Source organism: Paenibacillus sp. FSL L8-0638 (assembly GCF_038593075.1).
GTDB classification, from domain to species: Bacteria; Bacillota; Bacilli; order Paenibacillales; family Paenibacillaceae; genus Paenibacillus; species Paenibacillus polymyxa_D.
On sequence record NZ_CP151960.1, the window covers coordinates 5,505,579 to 5,518,382 of the forward strand.

Here is a 12,804-nt window from a genome sequence, read left to right on the forward strand (position 1 = left end):
TCATGGATGAGGCTTGTCTTTTTTTGCATATCCCTAACAGATTCCATTGCAGTTTCTATTGCGCATCCTGCAAGTTTCACTTATGATGGTGAACAAGTATACGAGTGCATAATTATTCGTCATACCTTAACCGCATAGCTTGGAGATAGGTGTCTGTTCTATTCAGATCAGGCTTAAAAGGGAAGCCGGTGCAAATCCGGCACGGTCCCGCCACTGTAAACGGGGAACTTTCAGCTGTTCATACAACCACTGGTCCACAGACCGGGAAGGGATGCTGAGAGTCATGATCCGTAAGTCAGGAGACCTGCCTATTTTAACAACATCGCAAGTACCTACGGAAGATAGGGAGGTGTTAAGAGCAGTCGCCGTATTTTTGATTTTTTAATCACGGAGGCATTCTTTCCCCTACTTATTTTTAACTCTGGGGGGAAGAATGCCTTTTTTGGTACGTAAAAATAAAACAGCCACCCACTAGGAGGAAAAGTACATGTCCGTCATTGAATGGCCTGAATTGTCCGGCTTAATTAGCAGTAATCTGGGATATCCGCGTATCGGCGAAAACCGGGAATGGAAGAAAGCACTGGAGCGCTTCTGGAACGGCAGTATTAGCGAAAGCGAACTGCAAACGGAGATGAAAAGATTACGGTTGGAGCATCTGAGCAAGCAGCGTGACAAGGGGATTGATCGCATTCCTGTCGGAGACTTCTCCTATTATGATCACATGCTGGATACATCTGTGATGTTTGGTCTAGTACCCGAACGGTTCAACCATCGTCCCGCAGGTCCGATTCCTCTGTCCGTGTATTTCGGGATCGCTCGTGGACAAAAGGGAGCAACCGCCAGTGAAATGACCAAATGGATGAATACAAATTATCACTACATCGTTCCTGAATTGGCAAACGCAGTCCCGGTGTTCACTGAAAATAAACCTTTACAGGCTTATCGTGAAGCAAAACAAGAGCTAGGCATTGATGGGAAACCGGTCCTCATCGGCCCCTATTCATTCGTTACCCTTTCCAAAGGCTATGATCGCAAGGAGCTTGCTTCTATTATAAGAACCTTCCTGCCTTTATACACCCGTGTCCTGTCTGAACTAGCAGCAGAAGGTGTTCAGTGGGTCCAAATCGATGAACCTGTCCTGACCACCTCATTCCCAGTAGAGGATCTGGACATTATTCAGGAAGTCTATGAAGCTTTGGCCCAAGCTGCGCCCTCTTTAAATATAATGCTGCAAACTTACTTTGGCAGCCTGGACCATTATGAGCGTCTGTCCGCACTTCCGGTACAGGGACTGGGTCTTGATTTTGTGTATGATGATGGCGAAAATCTCCAGCATATATTGCAGCATGGTTTCCCTAAAGGAAAAACGCTGGGCGCTGGGATCATTGACGGGCGCAATATATGGCGCAGCGACCTTAACGCTGTGGCTACCCTGCTGGGTCAGTTAGCAGAACAGACCACTGCCGAGCAGCTTATCGTACAGCCATCATGCAGTCTGCTGCATGTGCCAGTCAGTCTGGAAGCAGAGCACAAGCTGGATCGAGAACTGGTGCAAGCGCTGGCTTTTGCCGATGAAAAGCTTGAGGAAATCGCCGTCCTGACGGCTGCACTTGGCAAACACGATCCATCCGCACTCACCAAGCTTGGACAAAGTGCGGATGCGGTAGCCCGTTTCAACAGCTCAGCGGCACGCGTACAAACAGCTGACGATCTGGCTGACTTGCTGGCAAAGGAGCCTCTAACACGCAGCGTTCCTTTCGCCGAGCGTCGTGAGATTCAGCAAAATAAGCTGAAGTTGCCTCCACTGCCTACGACGACCATTGGTAGCTTCCCGCAAACCGCCGAGATCCGCAAGGCCCGCCTGCACTATCGCAAAGGAGAATGGTCTGCCGAGCAATACCGGACGTTCATCCAACAGCAAATCAAGGAATGGATTGATATTCAGGAGGACATTGGCATTGACGTGCTTGTACACGGGGAATTTGAGCGGACCGATATGGTTGAATTTTTTGGCGAAAAGCTGAACGGTTTTGCTTTTACACAAAACGGATGGGTGCAGTCCTACGGCTCCCGCTGTGTCAAACCGCCGATTATATACGGAGACGTCTCCTTCGATCAGCCCATGACTGTGGAAGAAACGGCATTCGCTCAATCGTTAACTTCCAAGCCTGTTAAGGGAATGCTTACAGGCCCTGTGACCATTTTGAACTGGTCTTTTGAACGCAATGATATTCCGCGTAGCCAAGTTGCTTTACAATTGGCTCTGGCATTACGGGCAGAGGTAGAGGCACTGGAACAAGCGGGCATCAGCATGATTCAGGTCGATGAACCCGCAATTCGTGAAGGGCTTCCGCTGAAAGAAGAACAACAGCAAGCCTATCTGGATTGGGCAGTTCAAGCCTTCCTTGTGACCACGGCCACCGTTGAACCTGCGACCCAAATCCATACGCATATGTGCTATTCCGAATTTCAGCATATGATTCAGTCCATCTCCGACATGGATGCCGACGTTATATCTATTGAAACTTCGCGAAGCCACGGAGAACTGATTGTCAGCTTTGAAGATCAGGTATACGACAAAGGCATCGGTCTGGGCGTGTACGATATCCACAGTCCGCGCATCCCCGATGTATCTGAAATGCTAAGCATGATCCAGCGTGCCCTGCGCGTACTGCCATCAGATTTGTTCTGGGTTAATCCGGATTGTGGTCTGAAAACCCGCACCAAAGAGGAATCTGTCGCCGCCTTGCGACAAATGGTACAAGCGGCTCAAGCAGCCCGGGCTGCATTGGCTGTATCCAACTAATTTTTTATCGTTTCGAATCACGCCTTCATTTTCAACATATTCTGTTCCCCTTTCCGGTCCTTTCTGCTAAAAGCCCGGGAAGGGGATTTATTCTAGGTCATATAATGTATAAGCGCCTTGAATATGCTCCATTTTCATCTGCTTCATATGTACGCCTAAGCCATGTTCTCGATCCCAGGAACAACTAAAATTCAAATACAGTTCATCCTTTGCCGATGAGTCGGAAATCAATATAGACATAAGCTGTATTCGATTCAACAATTGTTCCGGCCGCTCCACATAAGGCGCATATTCATCCGGGTCCTCTCCCCATGTACTGTAAGCATTCCGATACTTTTCCACGATGCCAGCATAATGATGGTGTATGGATTCCAACACTTGAGGATGAATAGCTGATGAATATTCCATATACTGCTCCCATGTCTTTTTTTGCAACAGTGTAGGTTCTTCTATAGTCTGTGCCTGTTCTTCGGAATCGGCTCCCACGATAAATTCGACTTCTACTTCCGAGGGCTGCCCGCAAAAATCAAGTTGCACTACACCACGCAGAACAATCTCCTCAGATACATCCCAAGACTCATCATCCTGTTCCAGTTCCATATACCAATGTTTCCAGTCCATTCTTTATCCACCTCTTCATAAAAAGTAATTTTTAACCCTGTTGAATACTTTACAATCTATCATTTTAATGAATGAAATTAAAGCGGCATCCTATCTGTGCTTCCAGCCATATTTCGATGAATTTCCAAATAAAAATACTTTTTTCTACAACATTCGCTACTCAATAAAGCCTCCAAGGAAGGAAATCTGTCCATTTTGACACAAATATTTTATTATTAAAAATTTAGTACCTTGCATTAATCAGTACATGATGTTAAATTATACCTGACTACTGTTCTATAATTAGTACCCGTGACAAATTATGCACAAACACACGTTTCTTTCCCTTATTCCGAACGACACCTATGAATTATTGATAACATCCAGGAAGGGAGCACCGCTCGTGAATGTGAACATCCAATTCAAAAAAGGGGTACTGGAACTGTGCGTTCTAGTTCTAATTGGACGCAAAGACCGTTATGGCTACGAGTTGGCGCAAGCCGTCTCCCGTCATATTGAAGTAGCCGAGGGAGCCCTATATCCACTGCTTCGCCGTCTGGTATCAGAAGGATACTGCACAACGTATTTACAGGAATCGACCGAGGGGCCTCCTCGCAAATATTATCGGCTGACCGATACTGGCAGTCATTATACAAGAATACTTACGCGGGAATGGAATGATTTTGTCCATAATGTCGCAAGCCTACTGGAGGAAGGAAATACCGATGAATAGAAAACAGTTTCTTACAGAGGTGGAACAGCGTCTTTCTCCTCTCCCTGCAGAGGTACGCAATGAGCTGCTTAGTGATTTGAGCCAGCATTTTGACTACGGGTTGGTTAATGGCAAAAGCGAAAGTGAGATTGCCCATGAGCTGGGTAACCCAGAAGATATTGCCCGAGAAGCGTTGGATGATCCCCATGCAGCCTGGAACGCTTCTCCTCCGCTTCGCCAGGGCAGCTTTGCACGCAATATTTTTACTTTCCTAGGGCTGTTGTTTCTCAATTTGCTAATCTCCATCCCGATTATGGCTACCCTATGGGCAGTATGGGCTTCATTGGCTGTGGTATCGATCAGCTTCATTGTAGCCCCCCTTCTCGCTGTTACTGATTATGCGCTAAACAGCACCTTTTACCCGGCCAAATCCTTTTTCTCTATCACGTTGACGGGTGTAGGTCTATTGCTGCTGCCTGGTGTACGTTATCTCTTACTCCTTATGGTCGAAGGCACAGTACGATACTGGAAATGGAATCTGACTACCCTGAGGGGAGCTTACTAACAACATGAATAAAAAGTGGTTTATTGCAGCAGGTCTGTGCATTGTCATCGGTGTAGCCGGAATGGTGGCCTACGGTGCCCCATGGAGTCAACAAGTCATGAAGATTAACAAAGAATGGACGTTTACACGTGGTCAGCTACAGAAGCTGAAGGTGGACAGTTCTGATGATGTCTCTATTTTGTTTACTCCTGGCTCTGGTGACCAAGGTACGATACGCATTAGTGGAGAAGTTCAGACAAAAGTCGCCGACCAAATTCATAATGCCCAAATTGAGAACGGTAAGCTTACCATTCAATCGGAGCCGGCCCCTTCCTTGTCATTCTTTTCGATCACTCCTGATTTGGATCAAACGATTACCGTAGAGATGCCCTCTGGCGAAACACTAACTGACCTACAGGTAGATGCACATTCAGGGAATGTAAAACTTCAGGATGCCTCCGTGCAGAATACTTCCATCACCGCTACTTCAGGCACTGCCGAGATTACAAACCTCCAAAGTACCCACCTGATCGCAAATTTAACATCCGGCAATTTTACAGCCAGTCAGCTTGCAGCAGATATGGAGTTAAAGCTTACTTCAGGTGATGTTACCATTCGCGATTATAGCGGTAATGGCCTTATTTCCCTAACCTCAGGGGAGACAAATATTACGCAACGTGCCGTAGCCAACTTGGAAGTGAATGCTGATTCTGGTGACGTGAAGATTAAGCAAGCTCCCGATTTTAAAGGTGTTTATAATGTCCGCTCTGACTCTGGGAGTATCAATACTCCCGAATCTGTTCCCGGTAGTGTGAACGTGATTAAGGTCGAAACCACTTCAGGGGATATTTATATTTCCAAATAGAGACCTCTAAATGAATGCCTCATCAGAGGCGAAGTTTGGTTCAATGAGTTTAACCTTGTATAATGTAACCATGTGCCCAGATGCACAACCACATTATAGATTAATAAGGAGGAGACTGGATGGAACTTAAGAATAAAACAGCTATTATTACAGGAGCCAGTAAAGGAATCGGTAAAGCAATTGCCGAAACTTTAGCTAAGGAAGGCGTTAACCTGGGATTAATTTCACGCACATTGACTGACCTGCAAAAGCTGCAGGATTCACTGGGGAGTACATACGGTGTGAAAGTGGTGAGTGCTGTTGCAGATATATCGGATCGCTCACAGGCCGCTGCCGCTGTAGCTTCACTGGAACATGAGCTAGGCGCTGTCGACATTTTGATTAACAATGCAGGCATTGCTACCTTTGGCACAGTCGCGGAGATGGACCCCGAAGAGTGGGAGCGTATTATTCGCGTAAACCTGATGGGAACCTATTATGTCACACATGCTGTGCTTCCAAGCATGCTGGCACAAAAGAGCGGAAACATTATTAATATTTCCTCGACGGCAGGAGAACGAGGTTTTGCAACAGGCTCGGCATATTGCGCATCCAAATTTGCTTTGATGGGCTTCACAGAAGCACTGATGCAGGAAGTTCGCAAATCTAACATTCGCGTCACCGCGCTGACTCCAAGCACTGTCAATACAGAACTAGCGGCAAACGCAGGATTACCTATTGGTGATGAGGATCGCATGCTTCAACCGCAGGATTTGGCCGATCTGACATTAGCCACATTGAAACTGCCTCCACGAGTTCAATTAAAAGTAGCCGGTATTTGGACAACCAACCCACAGTAGTTCGACATGACATCTTAGATTCATTGGCTGTACAATGCTCCGGCAGACGTAATTGTTCGTCATGCCGGAGCTTTTTTTTTCAGCATAGCTATACCAAAACAAACTGTAATATAAGCGCTTTGTACTTCCAGCATATATACATACAATTCCTACAACTATAAGCGCATTTCAGGAAAGGGGAAAAATGATGAAGAACACAGGAATGACACGGCCATTAGACCATTTAGGCCGCATTGTGCTGCCTAAGGAGCTGCGCAATTCTATGAATATTAATATTGGAGATGCCCTCGATTTTTTTATTACCCCAGAGGGACTGATGATTCGCAAGTATACGGGGGTTTCTTGCTATTTTTGTGGTGCCGTAGATCATTTGAGCTATTTCAGGGATCATCTGATATGTAAAAGTTGTATTGAAAATCTGAAGAGCGATAATCCTTCTAGTCATTTGAGTGAAGCACGTCCTGTCCAGCCCAAGAAAAGAAGGAGTTACAGAAATCAGAATGATCTCCTGAATAAACTAAAACAGCTCATGCAGGAGCACCCTAATGTATCTCAAAAAGAATTAGCTGAAATGCTCGAACTATCCCAGGGACGCGTGTCGCAGCTTAAAAAGCTACTCCTTTAGATCATCCGACCCAATCTCTTCTGTTATCATCTACAAAAAAAGAGCCTGACGGCTCTCGGATCATCTTTGTTACGCAATGTCAGACTGCTCCATAATCGGGACCCGATAGGCCAGCAAGGACTCGTCTATTACGGCAGAAATAAACGTTGCATCTATTTCAGGCACCAGCCCAAGCGCATAATTCCATGCGTTTTCTTCAATTTGCAGCGCAAGTCGTTGCCGGGTCCCTATCCCACTCTCTTGCTCCAACGCATCGGAGAGGTCCACTAATTCCGTATCGGCGGCGTGCCCAATCTCATGTGCAAGCACAACTGTAAAATACTCCTCAACTCGATCAATGCTGCCGAACATCTGTAAACACTGTGTTTCGATAACGTCCGTATACATGGTAATGGCGTGAGCATTCATAGCATATTTGCCCCCAATCAGCCTTCCACCAGGAAAACGTTTCTCCAGCTTGACTGTCACACCTATAGCAGCCCGTTCCAAAAGCTCAGCGACAATGCGCTCTGCCTGATATCTTTCCAACTTAGCTTCGCTCCTCAAACCAGAATATATAAAGTGATATTTACTCTAAATTCATGAAATCATGGATGTGTTCATACCATACACAGTACGATATTATACCTTTTTACAAAGGAGAATACCATGTCAGAAGATTATTATGTAGGCTGGGGAACACTTGCCCTGATTAATGCCGGCTTGGCACAATCCAAAAATCGGAGCGGGCTAAATTGGTTTTTTCTCTCCCTATTAATAGGACCACTGGCTACCCTATTTATCGTTGCATGGGATAAGCTCGAGTCCTAATCCAGCAATCAGGTCATTCCCATCGTTATCCGGAATGAAAAGGGCAGCCTTGGCGTTTCTGCTGAAGCACTGTATCTGATGCTGTATTAGCCTGTCTCGACATATACGACTTCTCTTGAACTCCGAAATTCGGCTTCACAAGCCGATTATCGTAGGAATTATGAAAAATATGCGTTGTCGCCGGGGATAGCGGGGGAATCAGCCATGTCCAACTGCCTGTCAGTGCGCGCCCAGCCTTGGCTTCCCGTTCCTCAAACAGCTTGAATTGTGCCGCTGCGGTATGGTGGTCGACAATGCTGACTCCCGCCTTTTTGAAAGAATGCAGCACAGCAATATTCAATTCCACCAGCGCCCGATCACGCCAAAGCGTTGTTTCACTCGTCGTATCCAGCCCCATCAGCTTAGCCACCTGTGGCAACATATTATAGCGGAAGGTATCCGCAAAATTGCGGGCGCCGATTTCTGTTTCCATATACCAGCCGTTAAAGGGAGCCGCTGTATAGATGATACCGCCAATCTCCAGCGTCATGTCCGAAATCATAGGCACAGCATACCAACGTAATCCCAAGGAAGCGAAACTCGAGATTTCTGGATGCTCAATGGCCACCTCCATTACCAAATGTTCAGGAATATCATATAGCTCGGGAGGCCGCCCGCCTGCTTCCACAACCAGTGGCAATATATCAAAAGGGGTCATCGCTCCTTGCCAGCCCATGTCTTTACAAGCATTGGTAAAATCTACCGAGATCGGGTCCCCGATGACCCCTTGATCGGTTTCATATCCAGCGTAACGAATGAGTTGATGGTTCCAGATGCGGATATTCGGCTGCCCTGGCTTGGAGGCGCGGAATACAGTAAGCGTTGGCTTAATTTTACCGCCATTCGTTCCTGTGCGTATATGCTCCAAGAGCTCGCGAACCACTTCCGTTGCATCTGACGCGCCCCGCGCATCCCTGACCAAAAGCTTGTCCCAAAATAAGCGACCGATGCAACGATTGCTATTGCGCCAAGCCATGAGTGCCCCGTGCTCCAGCTCTTCGTACGTATGATCATACGTTCCCGTAGTCTCTATGTCGTGACGAATATTAAGAAGCCGGGCCTCCGCTTCATCGCGGCTTCGGCCCAGCTCCTCATAACATGTATATATAAACTGCTCCGCTTCATGCAAAAGCTGTTGTTTCACTTCCATAACACACACCCCATCCCGGCAGCTCTATGACTCTAGAGCCTGTGGTCTTCCACGCCTTCTCGTTATTATACTCCAGTGGCAGAGTGGAACCAACGGGATGTGTGTCTTGTTCACCTGATCTCCATATACATGGAAGTCTATACCAATGGGTTATCCCAAATACGCTCTCAGCATCCAGATATGTTTATCCATTGCTTCTCTTAAGCCGTTAAGAAGATCCTCTGTCGCTTTATCCTGTGCCGCTTCCGCTGCTTCCATCCCATTAGCCAGCTCAACAGTGATGGTTTTAAAATCAGCAACAACGGACTTCACCATATCCTCAGCTGTCTGCTCACCTGCGGACTCCTGAATAGCTGAAAGTTGCAAATGCTCCTTCAAGGTCGCAGCCGGACGGCCACCAATAGCCAACAATCGTTCAGCAATCGTATCTAGATTAGCTGTTGCTTCATTGTAAAGTTCTTCAAATTTAGCATGCAGTGTGAAGAATTTAGGTCCTTTCACATACCAGTGGAAATAATGCAGTTTCGTGTACAATACAGACCAGGTAGCTACCTGACGATTCAATGCCTTGTGCAATTCTTGAATAGCCTCTTGTGTAGGTGCGTTCGTATGATTTAATGTACTCATGTTTAAAATCCCCTCTCGTTCAAATATAGTTGGTGTAAAGCTTGGATGCTCGTTAGCAGTAGTGTCTGATTTTCTTCAAAATTCCATGCGTCAATCCAATAAATCTTAATCAATTAATTTAGACTTAATCTAAATCCTGTTTTAATTATAACACTGTGACGATGTTTTTCAAGTCCTTATTCGATTTTAATCATGAAGATTACATGAACTAATTGTAAAGCAAACTCTACATGCAATCGGATACCCAGAAAAATCAAGACTTGTTTATCTTTTATACATAGGTTACATCAATAGGAGGATAGAAGATGTTAACTTTGTCTGCTAAAGCATCAAAAAAGAGCCGGCCCATAAGAGGGTCGGCTCTTTTATTATTCTTGCATTTCTGAAGTTTCCACGATTAAAGGTACAACCTTGCCAGCATTTACATCAATCAGGCCGTGATCGGTAATTTTCAAGGCCGGGCTGACCGGCAAAGAATGCGTGCTCAGCGACATGATTGGATTGTAATGGCGGTAGCCCAGCGACAGCAAGGCTGAACGCAGCTCCTTCACATGCGCCGCAACCATTTCCAGCGGTCCTTCTGTTAAGATCCCGCCTACGGTTAAAGGCAAATGGGACAGCACCTTGCCATTTTCAACTACGCAAAAACCGCCTTGGCTGGCAAGAACCGTATTCGCGGCCAGTATCATATCTTGCTTGTTATGCCCTACGACCAGCAAGTTATGGTTATCGTGCGAATAGGTGGTTGCCACTGCCCCACGTTTAATCGTATCTCCCCCGATCAAACCGTAAGCACGGTTGCCATTCTTTCCATACCTCTCAAACGTAGCAATCAGTCCATGTTCACCATGTTCCCATACCAGTTCCCCCTGCTCTACTTGTGCAGGTGCAATCCGTTCACTTGTAAAAGTAGAGCCATCTTTGACCATCATAACACGGCATTGATGTGTGCCATCAGCTACATCCATCTTTACAGTAAAATCCTGCTCCGTGAGCGGATTGAGCTTCACACTTTGATAAAAGTGGGCGGGGAAGCGGCATTTTATTGGTGCTTGATGGTATTCCTCGAACTTATCGAATACCTTGAGTCCGTCCTTATAGACTTGCTCCACATCAAATTGACCAAGATCCGACAGCAGTACAAAGTCAGCTATTTTCCCCGGTGCAATGGTTCCGCGGTCATGCATTCGCATCCGTGCAGCAGGAGTAAACGTAGCTGCATAAATGGCATCCTCAGGCTTCATGCCCATTCCGATTGCTTTACTTACAATATGGTTTAGATGCCCTCGCTCTACGAAAGAGTCTGGCATCACATCATCCGTTACGAAGCAAAAATGTTGTGCCACATCTTCCTGAATAAGATAGTCCATCACTTCAGGGGTCATGGATTTTTCCTGGATTTCAATAAACATCCCGGCAGCCATCCGCGCCTTCATACCTTCAATACTTTGGTGAGTATGGTCTGAGCCTATCCCCGCATAGATCAACTGATGCAGGTCCAGATCAAGCAACTGTGGCGTATGACCTTCAATGATCAGCTCCGGGTAGTGCTCACGAACATGGCGTAAGATGCGATTCGTTTTGCTCTCCGGATCACGAATGACATCCACATAGTTCATAATTTCACCCAGGCAGATCATTTCACCCGTTTGCAGCAGCGCATCAATTTCGGGAATACCGATCTCGCCTCCTGAGGTTTCGAGCGGCGTTGCCGGGACAGAGCTTGGGATGCCGTAGAACATATCAGCCACGCAATCCTTGCTGGCTTCCATCATTTCCTGAATGCCTTCCAATCCGAAAACATTCGCCATTTCGTGCGGTTCTGGTACAATCGTCGTTATCCCATTGCGAATCAGTCCATAGGAAAAGGTTGCCGGTGTCACCATTGTGCTTTCGATATGCAAATGGATGTCGATCAGGCCGGGAATCATATATTTCCCGTGCCCTTCGACAATTTCAGCAGCCTCGAAAGACTCCAGACCACGCTGACCGATATACATAAACTTGCCATCAAGTATAGCTACATTACCTTCTTCGAACGTCTTGTAGTAACTGTTATACACCTTAACTTGTAAAATCATTTTGTCTGCACGCATGATGTATCTCCTTCATCGAACCCGCTGATTATTGGACCAGCACCATTTTATCTGCCGGAAAATGCAGGGTAACCCGCTGACCACTCAGGTAGGGCGTATCCATTTCCTGATTAGCCGTAAAGTTGCCTTTCGCCGTTTCTACCACATACTGATAGCTACGCCCCAGGTAAGTACTTACCTTAATAATACCGGGGAGCTCATTTTCTCCTGTCTCGTTGCCTTCTGTTCGAATGACCAAATCATCCGGGCGAATAGCGCCCTGACGAGCACCCGGCTGGGCCGTACCCTGATTACGCGCTACGCCGAACGAAAGATCGCCTGTATTCAGTCGAATGCGATCTCCTTCTTCAGTACGCTCGTCAAAGCTTAGAAAATTATTAAACCCAATAAAACGGGCAACAAATTCGGTCGTCGGATATTTAAAAATGGTCGATGGAGCATCTAATTGTTCGATGTTCCCCTTATTCATAATCGCAACCTGGTCAGAAATTGAAAAACATTCCTCCTGATCATGCGATACATACACGGTAGTGATGCCCAGTTCCTGTTGAATACGGCGGATTTCCACTCGCATATTTACACGCAGGTTAGCATCCAAGTTACTCAGAGGTTCATCAAACAATAGCAGATCGGGTTCAATCACAAGCGCTCGCGCAATCGCAACACGTTGACGCTGTCCGCCTGATAATTCACCGGGGAAACGTTTTTCAAATCCCCCCAGGCTAACCGTATCCAGCATCTTCATAACGCGGCGCTTTACATCATCTTCCTTTACTTTGCGTAACCGCAAACCAAAGGCAACATTATCAAAAACAGACAAATGCGGGAAGAGTGCATAACTTTGAAATACAAAGCCGAAGTTCCGTTTATTCACCGGAACCCGAGTATAATCCTTATCGCCAAACAAAAATGTTCCTTGTTTAGCTTCGAGAAATCCTGCAATGAGACGAAGTGTGGTCGTTTTGCCACAACCACTCGGTCCGAGCAACGAGAGCAATTGCCCCCGTTCGAGCTGCAAATCGAAATCCTGCAAGATCAGTTGGTTGTCATAAGCGACCGATACGCGATCCAGAGTAAGCAGTGCCATAAGG

The 12,804-nt window shown here is 46.4% G+C and carries 13 protein-coding genes and 1 riboswitch; of the genes, 7 read left to right on the forward strand and 6 right to left on the reverse strand.

Annotation, left to right across the window (positions count from 1 at the left end; all coding sequences use genetic code 11):
• Positions 1-130 precede the first annotated feature (130 nt).
• A riboswitch (cobalamin riboswitch) is annotated at positions 131-327 on the forward strand.
• A gap of 160 nt (positions 328-487) precedes the next feature.
• Complete coding sequence (gene metE / locus MKY35_RS24555) at positions 488-2,806, forward strand: 5-methyltetrahydropteroyltriglutamate--homocysteine S-methyltransferase (protein ID WP_342445058.1); 2,319 nt, start codon at positions 488-490, stop codon at positions 2,804-2,806.
• Between the two features lie 87 nt (positions 2,807-2,893).
• Here the strand turns inward: metE and MKY35_RS24560 are convergent, their stop codons facing one another.
• A complete protein-coding gene (locus MKY35_RS24560; protein WP_039271702.1) occupies positions 2,894-3,427 on the reverse strand; it encodes a hypothetical protein in 534 nt (177 codons plus the stop codon).
• A 382-nt stretch (positions 3,428-3,809) separates the two neighbouring features.
• On the opposite strand from MKY35_RS24560, the gene MKY35_RS24565 reads away from it, so the two are divergent.
• From MKY35_RS24565 to MKY35_RS24585, 5 genes are all read left to right on the forward strand, one after another.
• On the forward strand, positions 3,810-4,139 hold the full coding sequence (locus MKY35_RS24565; RefSeq protein WP_039271704.1) for a PadR family transcriptional regulator: 330 nt from the start codon (positions 3,810-3,812) through the stop codon (positions 4,137-4,139).
• Entirely contained in the window at positions 4,132-4,683 is a 552-nt protein-coding gene (locus tag MKY35_RS24570; RefSeq protein WP_342445059.1) for a DUF1700 domain-containing protein, read from the forward strand. The genes MKY35_RS24565 and MKY35_RS24570 overlap by 8 nt, the downstream gene beginning before the upstream one ends.
• A gap of 4 nt (positions 4,684-4,687) precedes the next feature.
• Complete coding sequence (locus MKY35_RS24575; RefSeq protein ID WP_342445060.1) at positions 4,688-5,527, forward strand: DUF4097 family beta strand repeat-containing protein; 840 nt, start codon at positions 4,688-4,690, stop codon at positions 5,525-5,527.
• Positions 5,528-5,646: 119 nt separating this feature from the next.
• Positions 5,647-6,366: a 3-ketoacyl-ACP reductase gene (locus MKY35_RS24580; RefSeq protein WP_039271709.1), complete on the forward strand. Its 720-nt coding sequence runs from the start codon at positions 5,647-5,649 to the stop codon at positions 6,364-6,366.
• 187 nt (positions 6,367-6,553) lie between these two features.
• Entirely contained in the window at positions 6,554-6,991 is a 438-nt protein-coding gene (locus tag MKY35_RS24585) for an AbrB/MazE/SpoVT family DNA-binding domain-containing protein (protein WP_029518622.1), read from the forward strand.
• A gap of 69 nt (positions 6,992-7,060) precedes the next feature.
• Here MKY35_RS24585 and MKY35_RS24590 read toward each other — a convergent pair whose 3' ends face one another.
• Complete coding sequence (locus MKY35_RS24590) at positions 7,061-7,519, reverse strand: hypothetical protein (protein ID WP_029518623.1); 459 nt, start codon at positions 7,517-7,519, stop codon at positions 7,061-7,063.
• Between the two features lie 120 nt (positions 7,520-7,639).
• On the opposite strand from MKY35_RS24590, the gene MKY35_RS24595 reads away from it, so the two are divergent.
• Positions 7,640-7,801 carry a hypothetical protein gene (locus tag MKY35_RS24595; RefSeq protein WP_176715742.1) on the forward strand — a complete coding sequence of 54 codons (162 nt, stop codon included), beginning with the start codon at positions 7,640-7,642 and terminating at the stop codon, positions 7,799-7,801.
• Positions 7,802-7,826: 25 nt separating this feature from the next.
• Here MKY35_RS24595 and MKY35_RS24600 read toward each other — a convergent pair whose 3' ends face one another.
• From MKY35_RS24600 to MKY35_RS24615, 4 genes are all read right to left on the reverse strand, one after another.
• Positions 7,827-8,990 carry a nitric oxide synthase oxygenase gene (locus MKY35_RS24600; protein ID WP_342445061.1) on the reverse strand — a complete coding sequence of 388 codons (1,164 nt, stop codon included), beginning with the start codon at positions 8,988-8,990 and terminating at the stop codon, positions 7,827-7,829.
• 150 nt (positions 8,991-9,140) lie between these two features.
• Positions 9,141-9,617, reverse strand: coding sequence for a Dps family protein (locus MKY35_RS24605; protein WP_342445062.1), 477 nt, complete (start codon positions 9,615-9,617; stop codon positions 9,141-9,143).
• Positions 9,618-9,985: 368 nt separating this feature from the next.
• The gene (locus tag MKY35_RS24610) at positions 9,986-11,713 is read right to left on the reverse strand and encodes an adenine deaminase C-terminal domain-containing protein (RefSeq protein ID WP_342445063.1); all 1,728 of its coding nucleotides are present in this window, start codon (positions 11,711-11,713) and stop codon (positions 9,986-9,988) included.
• A 28-nt stretch (positions 11,714-11,741) separates the two neighbouring features.
• Entirely contained in the window at positions 11,742-12,800 is a 1,059-nt protein-coding gene (locus MKY35_RS24615; protein WP_342445064.1) for an ABC transporter ATP-binding protein, read from the reverse strand.
• Between the last annotated feature and the right edge of the window lie 4 nt (positions 12,801-12,804).